General features: G+C 46.5%; 24 protein-coding genes. 15 read left to right on the forward strand and 9 right to left on the reverse strand.

The features are described from left to right. Positions 1 to 41: 41 nt before the first annotated feature. Together EP073_RS08020 and fusA are read right to left on the reverse strand one after the other, a co-directional pair. Positions 42 to 1175, reverse strand: coding sequence for an NADH-quinone oxidoreductase subunit E (locus tag EP073_RS08020; RefSeq protein WP_128466634.1), 1134 nt, complete (start codon positions 1173 to 1175; stop codon positions 42 to 44). A 17-nt stretch (positions 1176 to 1192) separates the two neighbouring features. Continuing rightward, positions 1193 to 3256: an elongation factor G gene (fusA, locus tag EP073_RS08025; protein ID WP_128466635.1), complete on the reverse strand. Its 2064-nt coding sequence runs from the start codon at positions 3254 to 3256 to the stop codon at positions 1193 to 1195. Positions 3257 to 3591: 335 nt separating this feature from the next. Between fusA and hflK the strand changes: the two genes are divergently transcribed. Then, entirely contained in the window at positions 3592 to 4590 is a 999-nt protein-coding gene (gene hflK / locus EP073_RS08030) for an FtsH protease activity modulator HflK (protein WP_128466636.1), read from the forward strand. Then, positions 4587 to 5444, forward strand: a complete 858-nt coding sequence (hflC, locus tag EP073_RS08035; protein WP_128466637.1) for a protease modulator HflC — start codon at positions 4587 to 4589, stop codon at positions 5442 to 5444. The genes hflK and hflC overlap by 4 nt, the downstream gene beginning before the upstream one ends. A 68-nt stretch (positions 5445 to 5512) precedes the next feature. Here the strand turns inward: hflC and EP073_RS08040 are convergent, their stop codons facing one another. The 3 genes from EP073_RS08040 to EP073_RS08050 are packed head-to-tail and all read right to left on the reverse strand — an operon-like array spanning position 5513 to position 7354. After that, positions 5513 to 6313: an endo alpha-1,4 polygalactosaminidase gene (locus EP073_RS08040; protein WP_128466638.1), complete on the reverse strand. Its 801-nt coding sequence runs from the start codon at positions 6311 to 6313 to the stop codon at positions 5513 to 5515. After that, a complete protein-coding gene (locus EP073_RS08045) occupies positions 6291 to 6668 on the reverse strand; it encodes a Rid family detoxifying hydrolase (RefSeq protein WP_128466639.1) in 378 nt (125 codons plus the stop codon). Before EP073_RS08045 ends, EP073_RS08040 begins: the two co-directional genes overlap by 23 nt. Before the next feature lie 2 nt (positions 6669 to 6670). Further along, positions 6671 to 7354 (reverse strand): hypothetical protein, encoded by a 684-nt coding sequence (locus tag EP073_RS08050; RefSeq protein WP_128466640.1) that lies wholly within the window; start codon positions 7352 to 7354, stop codon positions 6671 to 6673. Between the two features lie 158 nt (positions 7355 to 7512). Here EP073_RS08050 and EP073_RS08055 point away from each other — a divergent pair, with 158 nt between their 5' ends. From EP073_RS08055 to EP073_RS08100, 10 genes are all read left to right on the forward strand, one after another. Continuing rightward, positions 7513 to 8487, forward strand: a complete 975-nt coding sequence (locus tag EP073_RS08055) for a polyprenyl synthetase family protein (RefSeq protein ID WP_128466641.1) — start codon at positions 7513 to 7515, stop codon at positions 8485 to 8487. Between the two features lie 75 nt (positions 8488 to 8562). Beyond that, the gene (gene amrS / locus EP073_RS08060; RefSeq protein ID WP_241653980.1) at positions 8563 to 9468 is read left to right on the forward strand and encodes an AmmeMemoRadiSam system radical SAM enzyme; all 906 of its coding nucleotides are present in this window, start codon (positions 8563 to 8565) and stop codon (positions 9466 to 9468) included. Next, a complete protein-coding gene (locus tag EP073_RS08065; RefSeq protein WP_128466642.1) occupies positions 9438 to 10373 on the forward strand; it encodes an FAD:protein FMN transferase in 936 nt (311 codons plus the stop codon). The genes amrS and EP073_RS08065 overlap by 31 nt, the downstream gene beginning before the upstream one ends. Further along, entirely contained in the window at positions 10363 to 10725 is a 363-nt protein-coding gene (locus EP073_RS08070) for a NusG domain II-containing protein (protein WP_128466643.1), read from the forward strand. Before EP073_RS08065 ends, EP073_RS08070 begins: the two co-directional genes overlap by 11 nt. Further along, positions 10676 to 11248, forward strand: coding sequence for a Gx transporter family protein (locus EP073_RS08075; protein ID WP_128466644.1), 573 nt, complete (start codon positions 10676 to 10678; stop codon positions 11246 to 11248). Before EP073_RS08070 ends, EP073_RS08075 begins: the two co-directional genes overlap by 50 nt. After that, positions 11226 to 11816 carry a Maf family protein gene (locus EP073_RS08080; RefSeq protein ID WP_347338914.1) on the forward strand — a complete coding sequence of 197 codons (591 nt, stop codon included), beginning with the start codon at positions 11226 to 11228 and terminating at the stop codon, positions 11814 to 11816. The genes EP073_RS08075 and EP073_RS08080 overlap by 23 nt, the downstream gene beginning before the upstream one ends. After that, positions 11806 to 13371: a long-chain-fatty-acid--CoA ligase gene (locus EP073_RS08085; protein ID WP_128466646.1), complete on the forward strand. Its 1566-nt coding sequence runs from the start codon at positions 11806 to 11808 to the stop codon at positions 13369 to 13371. The genes EP073_RS08080 and EP073_RS08085 overlap by 11 nt, the downstream gene beginning before the upstream one ends. 5 nt (positions 13372 to 13376) lie before the next feature. Continuing rightward, positions 13377 to 15323: a replication restart helicase PriA gene (gene priA / locus EP073_RS08090; protein ID WP_128466647.1), complete on the forward strand. Its 1947-nt coding sequence runs from the start codon at positions 13377 to 13379 to the stop codon at positions 15321 to 15323. 280 nt (positions 15324 to 15603) lie between these two features. Beyond that, positions 15604 to 16023: a hypothetical protein gene (locus EP073_RS08095; RefSeq protein ID WP_128466648.1), complete on the forward strand. Its 420-nt coding sequence runs from the start codon at positions 15604 to 15606 to the stop codon at positions 16021 to 16023. 25 nt (positions 16024 to 16048) lie between these two features. Next, positions 16049 to 16372, forward strand: coding sequence for a hypothetical protein (locus EP073_RS08100; protein ID WP_128466649.1), 324 nt, complete (start codon positions 16049 to 16051; stop codon positions 16370 to 16372). 498 nt (positions 16373 to 16870) lie between these two features. Here EP073_RS08100 and EP073_RS08105 read toward each other — a convergent pair whose 3' ends face one another. From EP073_RS08105 to EP073_RS08120, 4 genes are read right to left on the reverse strand one after another with little or no spacing between them, the layout of a single operon-like run. Beyond that, a complete protein-coding gene (locus EP073_RS08105) occupies positions 16871 to 17347 on the reverse strand; it encodes a nucleoside deaminase (RefSeq protein WP_128466650.1) in 477 nt (158 codons plus the stop codon). Next, positions 17344 to 18027, reverse strand: coding sequence for an RsmE family RNA methyltransferase (locus EP073_RS08110; protein WP_128466651.1), 684 nt, complete (start codon positions 18025 to 18027; stop codon positions 17344 to 17346). Before EP073_RS08110 ends, EP073_RS08105 begins: the two co-directional genes overlap by 4 nt. Next, entirely contained in the window at positions 18027 to 18788 is a 762-nt protein-coding gene (locus EP073_RS08115) for a metallophosphoesterase family protein (protein WP_128466652.1), read from the reverse strand. Before EP073_RS08115 ends, EP073_RS08110 begins: the two co-directional genes overlap by 1 nt. Then, positions 18776 to 19561 carry a 50S ribosomal protein L11 methyltransferase gene (locus EP073_RS08120; RefSeq protein WP_128466653.1) on the reverse strand — a complete coding sequence of 262 codons (786 nt, stop codon included), beginning with the start codon at positions 19559 to 19561 and terminating at the stop codon, positions 18776 to 18778. The genes EP073_RS08115 and EP073_RS08120 overlap by 13 nt, the downstream gene beginning before the upstream one ends. Before the next feature lie 29 nt (positions 19562 to 19590). On the opposite strand from EP073_RS08120, the gene EP073_RS08125 reads away from it, so the two are divergent. The 3 genes from EP073_RS08125 (at position 19591) to EP073_RS08135 (ending at position 22004) form a co-directional block, all read left to right on the forward strand. Next, entirely contained in the window at positions 19591 to 20337 is a 747-nt protein-coding gene (locus EP073_RS08125; protein WP_128467800.1) for a pseudouridine synthase, read from the forward strand. Between the two features lie 70 nt (positions 20338 to 20407). Further along, a complete protein-coding gene (locus tag EP073_RS08130) occupies positions 20408 to 20851 on the forward strand; it encodes a universal stress protein (protein WP_128466654.1) in 444 nt (147 codons plus the stop codon). A 190-nt stretch (positions 20852 to 21041) separates the two neighbouring features. Next, positions 21042 to 22004, forward strand: coding sequence for a TAXI family TRAP transporter solute-binding subunit (locus tag EP073_RS08135; protein ID WP_128466655.1), 963 nt, complete (start codon positions 21042 to 21044; stop codon positions 22002 to 22004). The last annotated feature ends 59 nt before the right edge of the window (positions 22005 to 22063 follow it).

A 22063-nucleotide genomic window follows, 5' to 3' on the forward strand; every position in this document is an offset into this window, starting at 1 on the left:
CCTCCCTTATAGACAAAATTATAATAGCCTTTTATTTACAGTCAATTACTTTTATCTGAAGCAGGTATCAGTCTTGTACTTTCCGCATTCGCCTTATTGTAGGAAACGAAATTGCGCGCTTTTTCGGCAGTCGTACAGCAAACTGTTATATTATATACACTATTTTCAATTTTTACCTGTTTAATTGCAGCAGGTATATTATTTTTTTTCACAAATTCTATTGCCTGTTCTTTATCCGGCAGATCGGCAACGAACTCCACACCGCGTCCGGCTATCTGCGTTTTTGAGCCGGGTACAAGTCTGTAAACCCTCCAAGCGGTAATTTCGGAGGATGAAACAGTTTTTTCAGTGCCCTTCAGTCCTGCCCTCTCCGCATTGGCGAGGATCGTATATCTTTTTGCCGAGTTTACATTTTCAAACTCAATGCCGTAAATTTTCTCAGGGATTGACGCCGGAACAGCGGCAATTTTCGCAGGTGCTGGTTTAGGTGTTTCAACGGGTTTAGCGGCTTCTTTTTTTACTTCCGCAGGCTTGGCAGGCACAGGCGTTTTTTTGACCTCTGCGGGTTTCGGAAGCGCCGCAGGTTTTGCTTCCGTTTTCTTTGCTTCATTCACAGAAGGTATATCACCGAGAGAGCGCCCCTCAGCTTTTCCGACTGCGACATAAGTACCTCTGGCAATTTCTGTTTTTCTCGGAGGCGGTTCAGTGGTTACATCCAGAGATTTTACAGCAACAGCAGGCTGACCAACCGTAGCGTTTTCTTCCGGTTCCGGTTCAGGAACATAGTCTGACTCTATAACAACCGTTGTTTCCTCGGCATTTTCATCAAGAAATATAATTTCACCTATTTTAGTGAAGCCCTCTCTTTCAAGTCTGGTTTTGGGTTGAGCTGCCGCACCGGATTCCGTGTTCTTTTCGGAGGCGGGTTTTATGAGATCGGCAGGCGACGCGCCTGTATTGTAATAAAAGTAGGATACCGCTCCCACACTGAGAGTGAGAAGGAGAGCTGCCGCATAGACAGGGCTCAGAACCCTGCGCGGCTTATGACTCGTTTTATTCTGCGCGGGGACAAGGACAAGCTGCGTGAACAGCTCGTCCTCTATCTCTCCGTGCATCAGACGGTGTATGTCTGAAAAGCTTTTATCATGATATTTAAGTAAATTTATTCCGTTCATTCTTTATCTTACGGAGCTTAAGCCCCTGTCTGCTCCTCGATAATTTTCTCCATAAGGTGGGTGGGCACTTCATCATAACGGGAAAATTCCATGGTGAAAATGCCGTGTCCGCCTGTCATGCTTCTGAGATCCGGCGCATATGCCAAAACCTCTGCCATAGGCACTTCAGCACGTATGTGCTGACCGTTTGCCTGAGGTTCGACATTCGCGATGCGTCCTCTTCTGGAGTTAAGGTCGCCTATTACTGCTCCAGTTGTATCATCAGGAACGAAAACGTCAAGGTTCATAATCGGTTCCAGAAGAACAGGCTTGCATTCGGCGGCGACTTTTTTAAATGCCATTGAGCCTGCTATCTTAAACGCCATCTCAGATGAATCCACAGAGTGATAGGAGCCGTCATACAGACTCACTCTGAAATCCACCAGCGGAAAACCCGCAAGAATGCCCTCTCTGGATGCTTCATATATACCTTTTTCAACTGCGGGTATATAGTTTTTCGGAACAGCACCGCCGACTATGTTGTTTGCAAACTCAAAACCGCTGCCTCTGGGCATAGGCTCTATCTCTATCCAGACATCGCCGTACTGACCTCTGCCGCCGCTTTGCTTCTTATATTTTCCTTGCCCTTTGGCTTTGCTGCGTATGGTTTCCATATAAGGAACCTTAGGCGTTTTCAGCTCAACCTGAACACCGAACTTATTCTGGAGCCTTTCGGCTACAACTTCTATGTGCATCTGCCCCATGCCTTTGAGAAGCTGCTGTCCGGTCTGTTCATTACGCTCAACACGGATCCCCATATCCTCTTCCATGAGACGGTGAAGTCCGGAGGAAACCTTATCCTCGTCATCCTTGGATTTCGGCACAATTGAGTAAGCCAGTACAGGTTCGTTCAGCTCCGGCTTAGGAAAAACAACCTTCTTCCTGCCGCTGCACAGAGTGTCGAAGGTATCGGTATATTTCAGTTTATTTACCATAACTATCTGACCTGCAACGGCTTTGTCAATCTTAATATGATTCTTGCCCTGAAGAAGGTAAAGCTGAGCTATGCGTTCCTTTTCTTCCTTTTCGGTGTTGTAGACCTCGGAATCGCTTTTCATTTCGCCGGAGAAAATCCTTATAAGAGAAAGCTTTCCGGCAAAAGGATCAATGAACGTTTTAAATACAAAGGCGGAAAACTCAGCCTCGTCAGGAACGGCAACAAAGTCTTCTCCCGTGTCAATATTTTTAGCGATTTTATATTCTCTCTCAAGGGGTGAAGGCAGATATTTTATTATGGCTTCCAGAAGGAGCTTGCTGCCTATGTTTTTAACGGCTGAGCCGCAGAGCACCGGAATGAACTGCTTGCGTATGGTTCCCTCGCGGAGCCCTTTTTCTATTTCTTCATCCGTGAGTTCCTCGCCTTCAAGGAATTTTTCGATGAGAGCGTCGTCAGTTTCGCTCACAGCCTCAAGGAGCTTACCCCTGTATCTCTCCGCTTCCGCCGCATATTCAGCGGGAATTTCCTCTATCCTGAACTGAGCGGTGGGTTCCGCCGGATAGATGTACGCCTTCATTTTAACAAGGTCAATAATCCCTTTGAAGTCATCCTCTTTACCTATGGGTATGAAAATGGGCAGAGGAATAACATTGAAGGATTTTTCTATATCGCCCAGAGCGCGGAAAAAATCCGCCCTGTCCTTATCCATTTTGTTTACGAAGACAATTTTCGCCAGATCGTTTTCATCGGCATACTGCCACACTCTCTGAGTTTCAGCCTTTACACCTGTAATGGCGCTGGCTATGACCACAGCACCGCCCACTGCCGTCACCGCTGCCTTGGTTTCATGCAGAAAGTTAGAATAGCCGGGAGTGTCAACGATGTTTATGAGGTGTTTGCTCCATTCTATGGAGGATACTTTGGAGTGGATTGACAACTTTCTCTTGATCTCAACAGGATCAAAATCCATGAAGCTCGTACCGTTTTCGACACTGCCGATACGGCTCACGGCGCCTGCGTTGAAGAGAATAGCTTCCGCCAGACTGGTTTTACCCGCACCTCCGTGGGAGATGAATGCCACGTTTCTTATTCTGCCAATCTCCATTTCTACCTCCGAACTGCTTGTTTATAAGATTAAGACCGCAGCGGCTTGAAAAAATGCTGCCGACGGTATAAAATTAACTCATGAACAAAAAAGAGGCTGCCAAAAAAACTCAATAAAACAGCAGGAACAGGGCATTAAGCTCTATCCTGATTAAGTTTATCAGAGTTTGGGCGAAATTCAATGCTTTGAGGGAATTTTTTTTATTTATCTGTTTGTTATATTATGCAATCATAGATTGAGCGCATTTGCGGTCATCAGAAGATTATTTTAGAGAACATTTCACTGATGAAACTTTCAACATCATTTAGCAGTGTATTAAATTAAAGGAGATATGAATGAACTCACAAGGCAAAGGAACGGGCGGGAGTCCGTGGGGTGATGAGAAGTTTGACTTCAAAATCAAAAAACCCAACATCAAGCTGCCCGGAGCATCGTTTATCGGTCTCATTATTGTGGCGGTCTATTTCGCGAGCGGCTTTTTCATTGTCGCTGCGGACGAGCAGGCGGTTGTCAAGCGTTTCGGTGTTGTTAACCGCATAGTTACCGCAGGTCCTCACTATCACCTGCCCTATCCTTTTGAAGCAATAGACAAGGCAGTGGTAACTCAGGTTCACAGGATTGAGATAGGCTTCAAAACCGGAACCCGCGGCGGCTATCAGGAAATTCCGAAGGAATCCCTCATGCTCACAGGTGATGAAAACATTGTGAGCATAGCGCTCAGCCTCCAGTACAGGATAACCGACATTGAAAGTTATCTGTACAATGTGAACAATGTTGAGATCACAATCAAGGACGCGGCGGAATCAGCCATCAGAGAGGTTGCGGGCAGAGAAATGATCGACGACATCCTCACCATTGGCAAAGGCAGAATCCAGAACGAAACCCAGAAAATCCTTCAGGATATGCTGGATTACTATAAAACCGGAGTAACTATTGTCGCTGTTCAGCTTCAGGATGTTGAACCCCCCGTTGAGGTTGTGGAATCATTCAAAGATGTTGCCAGCGCGAGGGAAGATAAAAACAGATTCATTAATGAAGCCGAGGCTTACAGAAATGAGCTTATTCCAAGAGCCAGAGGTCAGGCGGAGTCCATGATTCAGGCAGCGGAAGCCTACAGAAAGGAAAAAGTGGATCAGGCTCTGGGCGATACATCCAGATTCAATCAGATCCTTGCCAGCTATTCAAAATCACCGTCCGTTACAAAGAAGAGAATGTATTTTGAAACAATGGCGGAGGTTTTCAAAGGTAACCAGAAATACATTTTTGACGACAGCATAGAAAATATCACGCCTCTCCTCGGGCTTGACACAATAAAGGGAGGTCTGGCGAAATGAAAAAAGAATTACTGATTCCTGCAATCATCATTGCGGTTATTGTTGCGTTCAAGTCACTGTTCATAATTGTGGACGTTACGGAGCATGCGGTGATCACTCAGCTCGGAAAACCTGTGAAAAGCCACTCCACACCGGGACTGTATTTCAAAATGCCCTTCGTGCAGAAGGCTATTTTCATGTCCAAGAAGCTTATAGAGTATGACGCAAGCTCATCGGAAATCCTCACGAAGGACAAAAAAGCTCTCGTGATAGACAACTACTGCCGCTGGAGGATAACCGACCCGCTTAAGTTTTATCTCACAGTGAGAGACTACAGAAGCGCTTTCCACAGGCTGGATGATATAATCTACTCCGAAATGAGAAACGAACTCGGCAAGCATGATCTCATAGACGTTATCAAAACCAACAGAGGCATGATAATGGCTAATGTGACCACGCTTTCAAGAGAGAAAGCCCTTGAATACGGCATCGACATACATGACGTGCGCATCAAGCGCGCCGACCTGCCCACCCAGAACGAAAAGGCGGTGTATGAGCGTATGAAGGCGGAGCGTAACAGAATAGCCAAGCAGTACCGCTCCGAAGGTATGGAAGAGTCTCAGATTATCAAGGCAACAACCGAGAAGGAAAGAGCCATAATAATCGCCGAGGCTTACCGCAAAGTTGAGGAAATAAAGGGTAAGACTGATGCGGAGGTAATCAATATTTACGCCAGCGCTTACAATAAGGATCCGCAGTTCTATGAGTTTTATAAGTCTCTGGAAGTATACAGAAATGTACTGAATGACAACAGCACCGGATTTTTCCTCACCACAAACAACAGAATGCTGAGGCTGCTTCAGAAGGGTGAATAACCGCTGAGAAGCAACTTGCGTAAAATACCCAAGCCCTTCGTTCCTTAGCAAGAACGGAGGGCTTTTTATTATCTGCAAGGAATACGGAAAGTGCCGTCCAGTTCTTTATCGGAAAGGATGAAGTCGTAGTTCACATTGTTTGCGGCGCCGCAGAAGACTTCCGCGGGAAAAGCGTACTCCACGCCGAACACAGGCTTACTCCTCTGAATGAACGGATACAGCAGGTCACACTCGTTTGTCTCGAAGCACTGCTCGGAAACCGCAAAATCAAAAATATCCGCCAGATCCGCAACCTGAGCGAAATCGTTTCTCAGTCCGACCGCAAGCCCTCTTTTATGAGCGGCTTCCGCCAGAAACAGGTTATACCGGAGCTGATCGTCATATGATATTTCAAATCCAGTATCCGCCCTGTATCCGTCCACTCTGTCAGCGTCCACAGCGTCACAGCCTTTTTTTGCGGCAAGGTCAAGCCGCGCTTCCATCAGAGGCGCAAGTTCTTCTACATGCCGCACGTCAAGCCATCTCTGCCCTTCCCACCCTGACAAGGTGTTTCCGGTAAGCTCCGCGGGAAAAGCCGCAGCGTCAACCCGCCAGTCCTCAACCGTTCCGGCACTGAAATAACAGATAACCCTTTTACCTTCCGAATGCAGAAGCTTAATCATCGAATCATCAGTGTTGAACAGATCAATATCGTAAACTGAGGCATCATCGTATTTGACAAGCTCGCCCTGAAGCTGGATGTGCCAGACCAGCCCGGGGTAAGGCTGCCAGCGCTCAGGCGTATTTTCCTCCGGCTCCCTGCTCCAAAAGCAGGAGGATACAAAAAGGGCAAGAAGGATAAGAAAGCTATTCCTTAACGCAGATCGCATCAAGCTCCACCAAAACCCCCTTGGGCAATGCAGAGACTTCCACTACAGCTCTGGCCGGTCTGTGTCCGGAGAGCTCACGGGCGTAAACCTCGTTAAATTCGGTAAATTTACCCATATCCCTTATGTATACCGTGACTTTTGCAATATCAGTAACAAGAAAGCCCGCATCACGCACTATAGCTATAAGGTTATGGATCGCCTTCTCAGCCTGAGTCTCAACAGTATCCCCCACAACGGCTCCGGTTTTCGGATCCAGAGATATCTGACCTGAAATAAAAAGCATATTACCTGCGGAAGTCGCCTGAGAATAAGGTCCTATGGCTGCCGGAGCATTATCTGTCGTCACTGTTTTCATAATTACACCTTTAATCCTTTAATTATTTTCCATGAGAGTGTGTATCCGTTACCATCGCCAACAATGGAGAAAAACTTGTCATATTCGGAATTATCCCTGAAAAGATACCTGTAGAAGCTGTCTGTCGAGAAAATGGACATAACCTCTGAACCTGTGGTATCGGAGAGAACCTCCTCAGTGCGGATATTTACAAAAAGATTGCACATAGTGTTGTAGAGTGTGGAGTGCCATCTGCCCAGTTTGTCACGCACGGGGATCCCCGTTGCCGCGCTGAAGGCGGCGAGCATGTCTCTCCCCTGCCTGTCGTACACTGTGGGGTAAACAGCCAGAATCACCGTTCCGCCGACATTCAGGCAGCCGTGCAAAGCATAAGCGGTGTCATGCACCGGCTGAAAACGGAATGTGCCGCCAAGGGAAATTACCAGATCCGCTTTAAGTTTTCTTAAAGTAAAAGAAAGGTTCCTGTCTATACGGACAGGATTTATGCCTTCGTAGTTAATCATCTTGAGATCAGTAAGGGCGGAAACATTGATAAAGCCCTTGTTATCCACGAGATAGCGTGCCGTTACAAAGTCATTGAACGAGAGATCAACAACACCGGATACACCAAGATTGACGGAAGTGTCAATTCCGTCCAGAAGTTTATAATAAGTAAGGTGAATATCTTCCATGCCCGTGTAACTCAAATGACTATCTCCAAAAACCTTTTTTCTTTACACCGCCGTATGTTTCGTATATCCTTAACCGGTTGAAACCCTTGCTCCCGCTTATTGTGCGGCAGGTTTTACAGAATTAAAATATCTTTTATTAACAAAAATATCAAGAGAGAGGATATATTCGGCTGATGTATGTTAACGATATATTATCAATGATTGAAAAACAAAGGGACGAAGTAGAAAAAGAACTGCTCCTAAACCTTGACTCAGATGTTCAGATGGTGAACGAGGTTGCGTCATATGTATTTGAGAGCGGCGGAAAGAGGCTTCGTCCGGTTTTCCTTATCCTCTCCTCACTCCTCTGCGGGTATGACGGTTACAGAACAGCGGCTCTCAGCGGCGTTGTGGAGTATATTCATACCGCGACCCTTCTCCATGACGATGTAATAGACGGAGCCATGTACAGGAGAGGACGCAAAAGCGCGAACACTGTCTTCGGTAATGACATAACAGTCCTCTGCGGAGATTTCCTCTATTCCAGAGCCTTCATGAACCTTGTGAAGGACGGTAATCCCGAAATCCAGATGACGCTCGCCGTTGCGGCAAGAACAATGAGCGAGGGCGAAGTCTTCCAGCTTATCAAAACAGCGGACATAAAAATCACCATGGACGACTATCTTAAGATAATAAACAGCAAAACGGCGATTCTCTTCTCCTCCTGCTGCGAGATAGGCGCCCTTCTCGGCGGGCAGAGCGTGGATAAGCGTGCAGCTCTCCGTGATTTCGGCAGGAACTTAGGCATAGCCTTCCAGATGAGCGATGATATACTCGATTATCTCGGAGACGAAGCCAAAACAGGCAAAAAACCCGGAACTGATCTCAAGGAAGGCAAAATAACTCTTCCTGTCATAGTTCTGCTGGAAAATGCCGCTGAGGAAGAAAAAGTTAAGGTGCGGGAAATAATCGTCAACGAAAACTCGGATGAGGAAAACCTCAACTACATTATAGATTTAATGAAGAAATACGATGTTAAAAGAAAATCAGAGGAAATCCTCGACAGATACTCCGCCAAAGCGAAGGAGAATCTGAAGCTTTTCCCTGAAAACAAATACAGAGAAGCTCTTGAGAGCCTCGCGGACTACATGATCAAACGGGAAAAATAGATGCTGAAAGAGGCGCGTTTTTACGAGCCGCGGGAGAACAATTCGGTCAGGTGTGTTCTTTGCCCGCATGAGTGTTTGATAAACAACGGGAAACACGGAATATGCCTCATACGCAAAAACATAAACGGCAAACTTTTTCAAACTGCATATGGCGAAATATCCGCATTAGCTCTTGATCCTATTGAGAAAAAACCCCTGTATCACTTCCACCCCGGAAGCTCGGTATTGAGCATTGGTACAAACGGGTGCAATTTCAGGTGCGATTTCTGCCAGAACTGGCACATAAGCACTGCTGAAACACCGAGACAGAAAACAACTGCCGCCGAGCTGCTCAAAATGGCGGAACAGTCAGAAAGCATAGGCATAGCCTTTACTTACAATGAACCGACCATATGGTATGAGTTCGTGTCTGACTGTGCGGCGGACTTTAAAAAACAAGGACTGAAAAACGTGATTGTCTCCAACGGTTATATAAACAAAGAGCCCCTTCGTGAGCTTATCCCTCTCATAGACGCAGCCAATATAGATCTGAAAGGTTTCACGGAAGGATTCTATAAGGAAACCCTCGGCAGTCTTGAGCCTGTGAAAAATACGATCAGAACTCTTTACGAATCAGGCGTTTCTGTTGAGGTGACAAACCTCATTATCCCCACAAAAAATGATGATGAAGAGACTTTCCTGTCGATGTGCGGCTGGCTTGCCTCTGTCAGCCCTGATATTCCGCTGCATCTTTCGGCATACTTTCCCGCATATAAATCCGCCATACTTCCCACTGAGCCTGAAACCGTTATTAAAATGAAAGAAATCGCTGAAAAACATCTCAATTACGTATATGCCGGAAACCTCAGGCATGAGAAAAACGACAGTTTGTGCCCGCACTGCAAAGCTGTCCTTGTAAAACGAAACGGTTACGAAGTAAAATCTTATCTTAAAACTAACAGGTGTCCCGAATGCGGAAAACAGCTTTATTTTTGTGTGTGATACTTCTTGCGGCTGCGTGCACCGACAGGTTTGAGAAGCGCCAGTTTTACGCAATGGGAACCCTTGTGGAAATCACCCACAAAAAGGACATGAGCCTCAAGCAGGTCATCCGCACCATAAACGATTACGAAGAGCAGGTAAAATCATTTGAACAGAAATATAATGACGCTCCCGCAGGCTCCGGCTTTGAAATAAGCCCGCTATGGGAGGTGCTTTTCAAGAAGTCTTACGACTATAAAGCGATCTCCAAAGATCGTTTTGACATACGCGCCCTGAGCCTCACAAGCCTTTACGGTTTTCCCGAAGGACCCTACGATCTCCCCTCACCCGAGAAATACGCAGCAGCGGCGGAAGCTATTAAAAATAAGCCTCTCCTGTTTCTGGACGGCAAACTGGTCAAGGAGGACGAAAGGCTGAAAATCTCAGCAGGAGCCTTCGCAAAGGGAATGATCGTTGATAAGGCTGTGGAAACGATGAAAAAGAACGGTGCCGAGTCGGGCATCGTCAACGCAGGCGGAGATCTGTACGCCTTCGGCAAAAAGAATAAATCACGCTGGCGGGTTGGAATACGCCACCCTGATGACCCGAACAAAGTGATCTCCACCATATCTGTTTCGGACAAGGCAGTTGCCACCAGCGGCGACTATGAACGCTTCTTCATGAAGAACGGCATACGCTACAGCCACATCTTCGACATGGTCACCATGGAGCCCGCAAGTCTCTACAGAAGCGTAAGCGTAATCGCCGATAACTGTGAAACCGCGGACGGACTATCCACAGTGTTCTTCCTTCTGCCCGAAGAGGAAGCCGCCGAAGCCTGCAAGCGCACCGGAACCCCCGTGCTTATCTACACTCACGATGACAGAGTGCTGAAGCTCTGCGGGTGGGAAAGCTTTGAGAATTAAAGCGGCAGATATAATAGTAATCATTTTACTGTTCTGTTCGGTATTTTTTATAAAGAATCTGTTTATTGCCTCCGGAGCGCCTGTCCTTGTTCTTATCACAGAAAAAGGTGAAAAGGAGCTCTCTTTCAAAGATCAGCTTTACGACCTCAAAGAGGAAACCGGACACGAAATGATCGTGGAAGTAAAGGACGGAAAAGCGAGAATTAAGGAATCTGACTGCCCTAATCAAATCTGCGTTCTCACCGGCTGGGTATCTTCCTGCGGGGACGCCGCAGTCTGTATTCCGAACAAGGTTGCGGTTTATGTCAAATGCGAAAACGAAGATGACGGACTTGACGCCGTCTCAAGATAGAACAGCGCTTATCGGAGTTTTCACCGCCTTGTCCATAGTTTTCGGCATAGCGGAAAACTTCATCGGACTTCCTCTTCCCGGGCTTCGGCTCGGTCTTGCCAATATCGGGATCATGCTCGCCATAACGATGCTTGACTTCAAGGCGGCTTTTGCCGTCGCGTTCCTTAAAGCGATCATTGTCCCTCTCGTAACCGGCAACTTTATTGTCAAAGTTTCCATAGGACTACCAGCCACTTTAGCCTCAACGTTTTTAATGCTGACATATTTTAAATTATGCGGTAGATTCATAACTTCGGTCAGTATGGGAGCACTGGGCGGGCTGGTGCATATCACCGTTCAGTTTTTTACGGCCGGCACATTCTACATTCAGAGTCCCGCTGTTTACGGGCTTCTCCCCTATTTTGCCGCTGTCTCCGCCGCATGCGGAGTTTTTACAGGCTATGCGGCGCTCATGATAGAAGGGTATCTGAAAAGATCACAGGAACGGAGCAGAAAAAATGATTCAGAAAATTATACTGGCTAGCGGTTCGCCCAGACGCAGAGAGCTTATGACCCGCATCGGTCTGAATTTTCAGTATGTAACATCAGACATTAAGGAAGATTTAACAGACGATCCGGACTTTGGGCATCAGGCTATGCGCCTTGCCGCAATGAAAGCCTACAACGTGGCGAATATCTATGACGAAGCGTACATAATCGGCGCTGATACAATTGTTGTGCTGGACGGGGTAATATACGGCAAACCCACGGACGCGGCGGACGCTAAAAACACGCTGCGCGCGCTCAGCGGAAAGCAGCATAAGGTAATCACAGGCGTTGCCCTCGTCAATAAGCGTGAAGGCTTATGCGAGAGATTTTACGAATCAACTGACGTTTATTTCCGCAAATACGGGGATGACTTCATAGACTGGTACATAGAAACAGAAGAGCCCTTCGACAAGGCTGGCTCATACGCTATACAGGGGAAAGGCTGTCTTCTCGTGGAGAAAATTGAAGGCGACTACGACAATGTTGTCGGATTGCCGGTGAGCAGGCTTTTTCAGCATTTAATTAAATCAGGAATAAGACCGGGGGGACTGCATGAATTTTAACAATCTTGCCCAAATGCTTATCGACAGGGCAAAAATTCAGCCTAAAAAGGTTTATATTCATTTTCAGGAAGCAAAAATCACTTACGGCGAAGCAAACGCGCTTACCAACAAAATCGCTTCGGCAATGCAGCTTAAGGGTGTAGAGAAAGGGGACAGGGTAGCCATAATGCTTGAGAACTCCCCCGAGTTCGTTTTTACCCTGTTTGCGGCCTTCAAATGCGGAGCGATGGTCGTTCCTGTAAATACATTCCTCAAAAGAGACGAAGTAGCCTACATTCTCAAAGACAGCGGAGCCAAAATCTTTGTGACCTCGCCCGAGTTCCACGAAGTGACCAATAAGATAGAAAAGGAAGTCAAAAGCCTTAAAGCCGTGATGGCATACCAGCAGACGGCATTCCGCTCCGAAAACCTGTACGTTATTTCAGAAAACCTTTCAGACAAGGATGTTAAACCTGATGTAACAGAGATGGACTCAGCTCTTCTCATATACTCGTCAGGAACCACAGGTCACCCCAAGGGAGCGGAACTCACCCACAGGAACCTCATAGCAAACGCTGCTGCCTGCGCTTCAAGATTTGATGTGCGCTCAAGAGAGAAATTCCTGCTTTTCCTCCCCTCTTTCCATTCATACGCAATGATGACGTGTCTTATACTGCCCACATTCAGCGGCTCGTCCGTGATAATTTTGGAAGGCGTCAACGACCTTAAGAAAAAAAGCTTCAAAAATATACTTGTTTTCAAACGCCCGACTTTCTTTCTCGGTGTTCCTCAGGTTTACACAGCGCTTCTCAAGTCTAAAATGCCTGCGTGGTTCATCAAGTTCATTTATCCTATCAGGCTCCATGTCAGCGGCGGAGCTCCTCTGCCGGAGGAAACCCTTAAACAGTTCAAAAGCAAATTCGGCAAAACCATAGTCGAAGGCTACGGGCTTTCAGAGGCTTCCCCTGTTGTTTCAGTGAACCTTCTTAATAAGCAGAAGCCGCTTTCTGTCGGTCCGGCCCTTGACGGAGTGCAGGTTAAGGTGGTGGACGAGAGCGAGATGGAAGTTACTGTAGGCACAGTGGGCGAGCTCATAGTAAAGGGTCCCAACGTCATGAAGGGCTACTGGAACATGCCGGGGCTCACAGAAACCACAATCCGCAACGGCTGGCTCTTCACAGGCGACCTTGCCAAAGTTGACAAAGAAGGCTTCATCTACATAGTTGACCGCAAGAAAGACCTTATCCTCGTGAAAGGAATGAATGTTTACCCCAGAGAGATAGAGGAAGTGCTTCACAAATATGAAGGCGTGGAAGCGGCTGCCGTTATCGGTCTGCCGGATGAGGCAAGCGGCGAAGTGCCTGATGCTTATATAAAACCGAAAGAAGGCGCTAATCTTGACATCAAAGATATTAAAAAGTATCTCAAAGAGAAGCTTGCAAACTACAAAACACCCCGCCACATTTATATAAGACAGGATCTCCCGCTGACCGCCACAGGTAAAATCCTTAAGCGAGAGCTCAAGCGTGAGGTTCTTTCCGGTCATTTCCATACGGGGCATCATCCGGAGGACTAAACATTTTGGCTTATTACGATATTCTTCTGCCCGTTCCCGCAGGCGGCGTTTACACTTACATTTCCCATACGCCGCTCTCACGGGGGCAAAGGGTCAGGGTTCCCCTCGCCTCCAGAATCCTCACAGGAGTTGTTCTCAATGAGGCTAAGGAGCTGAAGGATGGGGTTAAATATCGTGAGATAGCCGAAACCTTTGAAGATTCCACCCTGTTTACCGATCAATTTCTGAAACTTATAGACGCCATGGCGGATTACTACGTGAATCCGCCCGGTCTGACTCTTTCCGGTACAATCTCTAAATCTGTCGTGGAGTCAGAGCCCTGCCCTGTACCTGTTAAAAAGCTGGCAGCAGCTGAAAATCTCAGACTCAATCCCGATCAGCAGGCAGTCTATGAGAGTATAGCTGCGGATCACGGTAAATTCTCCGTACACCTCATTCACGGCGTAACAGGCAGCGGAAAAACCGAAATATACATCGAACTCGCTAAGGACGCCATAGCCGCAGGGCAGAAGGTAATTTATCTTGTGCCAGAAATATCCCTTACACCGCAGATGGTTGAGCGTATATCAAACAGACTTGGCTTTGAAGTTCCGTCCTACCACAGCAGACACACGCCTAAGAAGCGTAAAGAGGTCTTCTGGAGCTTCGCCAAGGGTGAGGCTCCGGTCTTGATCGGCGCAAGGAGCGCTCTGTTTGTTCCTGCTGAAAATATCGGACTGATCATCGTTGATGAAGAACATGAGCAGAGTTACAAGCAGGAGGAAGCGCCATCCTATCAGCTAAGGGATATGGCGGTGCTTTACGGAAGCATCTTGGGAACCACAGTTGTTCTGGGCAGCGCAACACCCTCGCTGGAGACAATGCACAACGCCAGAGCGGGAAAATACCGCCTTCACAGGCTTCTTACCCGTCATGCCGCATGTATGCCCGCCATGCAGACAGTGGATATGAAATCCTGCGACCCTATAGACCATATAATCTCAGAAAGGCTGTATGATGAACTTTCCGCCACTGTTCAACGTGGAGAACAGGCTATTCTGCTCATAAACCGCAAGGGGTATTCACACACGCTTTACTGCGAAAAATGCGGCAAAACCATACACTGCCCCAACTGCTCCGTGGCGCTGACGTGGTATAAATCAAGAAACGTAACCAAATGCCATTATTGCGCATCGGAATACAGAACACCCCACTGCACTCACTGCGGAAGCACCCTTACCAGAGACTACGGCGCAGGAACGGAGCGTGTGGCTGAAGTACTGGAGCAGCTTCTCGGGATCCCTGTACTTAAGCTCGATACCGACAATGTTACATCCCAGAGCAAGCTCAGCAAAATGCTGGATGATTTCCGTGACGGCAAATTTAAGGTTCTTGTGGGTACGCAGCTTGTGGCAAAGGGTCTACACTTCCCCAATGTAACCCTTTCCGCCGTGCTTAATCTGGATAATATGTTCTCACTGCCGGATTTCAGAGCGCACGAGCGGGCGTTTCAGCTTCTTGTGCAGCTTTCCGGACGCTCCGGCAGATGCGAGAAGGAGGGGAAGGTAATAATCCAGACCTATTCACCGGAGATGGAGATCTTCGATATGGCGATGAACCGTCCGGATGATTTCTATGAGTTTGAGATGCAGCGCAGGGAAGCCTTCGGCTACCCGCCTGTGGGAAAGCTGTGCAGGCTCGTTTTCAGCCATTCCAGAGAGGAAACCGTCCATGAGACCGCACAGGAAGTGAAGCGTGCCCTAGCCTCCATGCCTTCTGCTCTGAAGGTTATGGGACCGACTCAGGCGCCGGTTTATAAAATACGCAATAAATACAGATACTCCATCCTTCTGAAAAGCCCGGACGCCGCTCTGCTCAAACGGGCTATACATCTCGCCGTTACCTCGTTCAATAAACTAGGCAAAACAGCGGTAATCATGAAGGTTGACCGAGATCCCTACTTCTTCATGTAGGGGTTGACCGAATATTCAGAAGTATTATCCGCTAATTCTGCTCTGCTCGCTGGTTCCATCCGGCAGTTTTTCCACGAAGCTCTTTTGATACCGGCTTATAATCATCGCTGATAATCCTTTAACGCTATACATCCGATAATTCAAAATCCGCTTTATGATTTTTCCTCTCAAATACATTAACTATACTGATTAAGCATATAGAGGTTTTTCTCTGTTTTCTTTACGCAAACTAACTTGACACTCTACTTATATGGCTCTAATTTCATTTCAGGGGTGCAACATGATAAAAGAAATCAATCTCTCAAAACCGACAAGACGGAACCTGCTTAAAGCCGCTTTTGCAGCCGGAGTAGTATTGTTCAGCGGTATGGGATATGCCGAGGAAAACAGTAAAAAATATGATACTGCTGCAACAGATACCATATGTACGCCTGATAAAACTTGCATTTCCATGACTCTGGATCTGGTTGTAATCAGTAACAGGGAGCACAAGTTCATTACTGTTGCAAAAAACGGCAGAATATTCTTTGAGAAGCTTGAAAGTAAGATTTCAACACGAATTGAGCCTGCTGCTGAAAGCGGAAGAAAGGCTATAATTTTTGATGGAGCAAAGGTTATATATGATGATGCTGGAACTAGGACAGATGTATTTCTGTCTGTCAACGGCATATGGTCAAATCCGGTGACAGTGGAGTACTAACATCATTCTTAAAAGAGGTCGTGCAATGTTAAGCAGTAAAAGTTTCAGCAATGAAAACAGTATGTGCGGTGATGAAGTTTATATTTGTGAGGGTTTATCAGGAAATGATACCAGAACTATTCTTGCAATGTTTGGTCCTATGACCAAACTTGTTTATCTTGCTAACAAGTTTGGTCATTGTGAAGAATGTCAAAAATTTTGCGAAGCAGGTGTATTTGAGGGCGTAAATGATACTTTTACACGTTTATACGGCAGCAGATGCACCATGTGCTGTGAATGTCTGTTTGAATGTCCGGTTGGAGCTGTGGTGGAAGCAGAGCTTGTCTGCGGAATAATTGAATACACCTGACCTGCACGAACATGATAGAGCGCAGTGATCATGAAGATTTACCGCGATCCTTACTTTTCCATCTAGCTGTTGACCAACTATTCCCCTTCTGTTTATAATATGACATATCATTTCATGAGGCGTGACCGTGTTGAGTAGTATAGAAAAAAAAGTCAGAAAGATTCTTGTCGATGTCGCCTGTAAGAGCAGATCGGATAACCGTATGTTTAGTGATCGAATTACGTACAAAGAACTATGGAGTAAAATACACAAAACAAAAAAATGGGGGCGATACCACACAAGTGAAGTAGTGGAGTGGATTGTTAACATTTCAGAATATGACTACAAAACTAAAAAGCTACCTCCGTTAAATTGCCTTGTAGTACGAAGAGACACACGGAAGCCGGGCAAAAACTGGAATGAATGGAATATTGAGTTTGGAGAAAAATTTGGTAGTTTAGACGACTCTCAGGCTGCTTGCCGGAAAAAAACGCTCAAAGAATGGGGAAAAGTTTAAGCTCATTTTTTCCCTCTCAATTCCCTGAAAAAGCTTTTCAGCATTTCCCGAATTTCATCCTCGAAAATGCCGTGTTTATAATTGACCCTATGATTGAGTCTCTGAATATCGAAGGTATGGGCAAGGCTGATCACACCGCCGAATTTAGGCTCCGGCACGCCGAAAACAACATTTCGTATGCGCGAGTGAATGATTGTCCCCGCGCACATGAGGCAGGGCTCCACAGTGACATACAGGCTGCATTCATCAAGCCGCCAGTCGCCCGTGTTTCTTGACGCGTCCTCGATGGCGATTATCTCCGCATGGCTTGTGGCGGTTTTGGCAATGGCTTTGGCGTTTCTGCCCCTGCCTATAACCTCTCCGTCCCTGACCACTACGGCGCCTATGGGAACTTCGCCTTCCGCCCGTGCTTCCTGAGCCTGCTCTATGGCAAGGCGCATGAATCTTATATCATCTTCCGTGAACTGAAATTCCGTCATTCCAGCTCCATTCGCACCAGTCCGGTGAATACCACAGCGGCAGTTTCAGCCTTTAGCACGGGTTTAAACGGAGAAACCACACGAAAGCCTTTTGATTTGAGGATTTCCGCCTCTTCCTCTTCAAATCCGCCTTCGCAGCCTATGATAATTGCGGCATTTTTTCCCTTAAGCTTAACAGGCTCCTTTCCTTCCTTGCGCTCGTAGAAAAACAGCTTTTCCTCGTGGTCAGCCGTGATGTCCGCCAGCTCAACCGGAGGGTTTATGATCGGCACATGCTGATTCTCACTTTGGAGAACCGCTTTCACGGCAATATCGTGATACCTGTTAAAGGATTTATCCTTAACATCCTTCATGCTGCGGGCGCTGATTACGGGAGTAATCTCCGTAACGCCGAGTTCGGCGTATTTTTCCACTGCAAAGTCCATATATTCACGCTTGAGCACACACTGATAAACCGAAAGCCTGTAATCCGGCTTTTTCACCGGACACTCTTCTACTATTTCAAGTACGGTAAATTTATTGGTTATTTGTGTGATCTTTGCTGTGCAGAATTTTTCAGGGGTCAATATACCGAAAATATCCCCTTCCCTGCTTCTCAGAACCGTTTTTACATAGTGATGAGCATCGTCCCGCAGTTCGCAGGATGAGCCGGAAACTTCATCAAGCCAGATTCTTTTCATCAGCCTTTATCCTTATATTTCACTGATTCAAACTCAAAATCCCCATTGTCGTCAACTATCATCGAACTGAGGAAATAACCGTAAACACATCCTGTATCAAGGTTTATGGAACATATCTCCCCTTTTTTGCCCCGATTGATGTAAGGCTTATTCGGGTTGATCTGCGGATCAATTTTCACCACCGGGGTATGTCCGTGCACCATTGTATAGCCGAAATAGTCGGTCTTTCTTTTATCAGTGTTCCTCGACCAGACAAACCTGAACTGCGGGCTGAAGGATTCATCATCCCCGTTGCCTGAACCGTCCCCTATACCTGCGTGGGAAAAATGGAGCTTCAAAAAATCATAGTTCACGGAATCGCATATAACAGCCGAATTGAAGAAGTCCATATAAGGCTCAAAGTATCTGTAGGCAGAGAGAGAGACATCCTTCCCTTGTGCCAGCTCTCTGTCAAACCTGCCTCCGGTGAACGAGCTTATGGTTTTATCTCCGCCGAGTTTCATAAACTGTTTGGGTCCGTACCGCAGGGAGGAATGGAAGTAGTCCAGCATTACATCCTCATGGTTGCCCAACAGGAGCGTAACTTCATAAGATTTCCTGAGATCAATGATGAGATCACAGACCTCTTTGGAATATCTTCCCCTGTCCACTATGTCGCCGAGGAAAACCAGCCTGTGTATGTCGTATTCGCCGAAAAGTCTTTCCAGAAGCGCGTCAAGGGTTCTGACGCAGCCGTGTATATCTCCAATTACTCCCAGCATCTTTTAAGACGCACTCCTTTCCACTCTTTAACTTCCGCTGATGCGTCTGTGACATAGCCGGATGTATCTATGCTGCTCATAAATTCTTCGTATTCTTCCAGAAGTATGCCGGAATAAACTATGTATTCAGGCTTGCGTGAAATTACATCATCATGGATGCTTTTAAGCACGCCTGTGATTATGTTAGCGACGACCACGTCCGCCTGTTCATTAAGGCTTTCTATGCCGCCTGTCCATGCCTGAATATTAGTGCAGCCGTTAAGCTCTATGTTATCACGGGCGTTGCCCATTGCCATGTCATCAATATCAAAGGCGTAAACCTTCTCAGCGCCGCAGACTGACGCGGTTATGGCGAGTATAGCACTTCCGCAGCCCACATCGGCAACTGTTCTGCCCGCTGCCACGCTTTCAAGAAGCCTTGCAGCAGCCTGAGTAGTGGCGTGTGTTCCGGTTCCGAACGCCAGAGCGGGAATGATGCGCACCGCCTTGCCGGAGGGAGCGGCGGTTTCAGAATCAAAGCAGCAGTAGACATTATCGGTCAGCCAGCCGGGCTGAAGAAATTCCTTCCACTTCTCCTCCCAGCCTGTTTCGCTGACATCCCTTACTGTGAACTCAACACTGAAACGGCTGAAAACACTGCTCAGATCAGTATCCGCATACACGATGTACACCACTTCTTCATTTTTAAAATCATCTTCTATGACAGTGAGTTCCATATCGAACAGAATATCTTCCAGTTCTTCATTTTTTGTAAAATATCTATATTCTTTCATTTTTGCTCCGTTATGATAAAATACAGCCGATGAGACTGTCAGCAAGATTAAGTGAGATATACGGTATTTCACGCAGAAACGCAAAGAAATATATAACAGGCGGCAGAGTGAGCCTGAACGGGAAAATCATACGCAAGGATATTGAAGATGCGGAGGATGAAAATCCGCTTCTTAAGCTCCGCCCCGCCGAACAGGTTACAGATGCCGATTCTTTTGTAATATCAATAAAAGACAATGTTATTTTTTATTACAAACCGCCTTTCATCCACAGTGAACGTCACACTCCGGAAGACTGTACAACGATAAGCGACCTTGTCCCTGAAACACACAGGCTCATATCAAGGCTTGATTATGAGACAGACGGAATACTTGCCGCTGTTGAGTCTGAGGCAGAAATACATGAACTTGGAAAAGTGTACATTGCTGTTGTTGAAGGCATGTTCCCTGATGCGCTCAACATGGACAATGCCATAGACGCCGCAAAGAGAAAAAAGGTTAAAGTCCTTGATCATAAAGGCGAAACACCTGTCGAGTTTTCAAGAAGGAGCATTTTGCACGGCTGCTCTGTTGTGCAGGCTGAACTTAAGCAGGCTAACAGACACCAGCTCAGGGCTTATCTGGCGCATTTGGGCTTTCCGATAATCGGCGATAAGCTTTACGGCGGAAGAGATTTTCCGCGCCTTATGCTTCACTGCGAATACACTTCTGTTAACAAAATTGAAGAAACTTCCAAAAGGTCAGACAATTTTCTTGATTATTTTTCAAACCATATTTAAAATCTGAACATCTTAAAACATCAAAACAGAATTGTATTCTAATTCCAACACAGCAGACAGGAGCCTTTTTATGTTTAAACCGAAGAGAATACTGGTGCCGACTGATTTTTCATCATCCGCCAGAGTTGCAATCCAGCAGGCTAAGGAAATTGCGGAGCAGTACAATTCAGAGCTGGTTATAATCCATGTCAAAGCGAAGGAAGCCGAAAATCTTCCCCTGTTTTTCCTTGATGATTCCAAAATTGAAGAAATTAACAAACATCTTGATGAACATATTGATCATGAAATAGAAAAAATCAGAAAAGAGATTTTCTCCGGAAGCATAGTTAAACCGACCGTCAGGGTATGCCACGGCAACCCCTATGATGAAATCATCAAAACGGCAGATTCCATGGCTTGTGACTTAATCGTAATTTCGTCCAAAGGCAAGAGTTCGTTGGACGGATTCTTCTTCGGCAGTATCACGGAAAAAGTTGCAAGAAGAGCGCACTGCTCAGTGCTTATTTCCCGCTGACACTGTTTTCTGAGTTAACATTTGTTTAACAATATCCGAAGCCGGCTGACAGTATACTTATATAAAAACATCAAAAAACGACTGCTGCTAAGATACTTACAAAAAGAAACTCTTTTATAAAAAGAACAAAACCATTGTAATCAGTACCTTTTAATGGTATTTTTTTATATTAAATGATGGAGGAAATTTTATGAAGTCAGGACTTTTCAAAACAGCTTTTGCTATTTTAGCGCTCTGCACAGCGCTTATAGCTCTCCCCTCCGCTGCGTCCGCCGCTATGTACAAATTCTCAGGCGGTCCCTCAGGCGGAACATTCATGTATTACGCAAACGGCATAGCTCAGCTTGTCAAAACCCCGGACATCAGAATCCTTGCCAGTGCTTCCAACGGTTCTGTTGAAAACGTAAGGCTTGTTGATTCAGGCAGAGCAAGCATGGGTGTTGCTTATGCGGGTGATGTTTTCCTCGCAAGAAAAGGCGAGCTTACCGGTGACACCAGAAAGTATGAAAACGTAATGGCAATAGGCTATTTCTACGGCGCACCCGCCCACATGATAGTCAGAGCCGATGCTAAAATCAATTCCACCGCTGACCTCGCAGGCAAAAGAGTTGGCGTGGGTGACGCAGGCTCGGGCGCTGCTTCCAACGCTGAGCGTTATTTCACTCAGCTTAAAGTATGGGATAAAATGAAGCCTCAGTTCATAGGCTACAGAAACGCTGCGGCAGCCTTCGGCAACAACCAGCTTGACGGCTTCTGGGTATTCGCAGGTTTCCCCAACTCATCGGTTATCGAAGCCGCGCTCCAGAATGATGTTAAAATAATGAGCCTCTGGAGCGACGCACAGAAAGGCGGACTCGTCGCAGAGTATCCTTTCTATTCCAAAGTCGTTATCCCCGCAAACACTTACAAAGGACAGACTCAGCCTGTGGAAACAATTCAGGACGGTGCTATATGGGTAGTTAACAAAGATGTACCCGCTGACGTTGTTTATGAAATGACTAAGGAAGTTTACAGCCCCGAAGGCTTCAAACACCTTATAGAAATCCATAAATCCGCTCAGGAAATGAGCATAGAAGGCGGTCTCACAGGTATAGCCACGCCCGTTCACCCCGGTGCCGCTAAATACTGGAAAGAAAAAGGCGTTCTTAAGTAAGAAGAAAAACCGCTGTCCGTGGACAAACTCCTCTGACGGCACCCTTATCACAACAAAAC

Origin of the sequence: Geovibrio thiophilus (assembly GCF_004087915.1) — a bacterium.
GTDB classification, from domain to species: Bacteria; Chrysiogenota; Deferribacteres; order Deferribacterales; family Geovibrionaceae; genus Geovibrio; species Geovibrio thiophilus.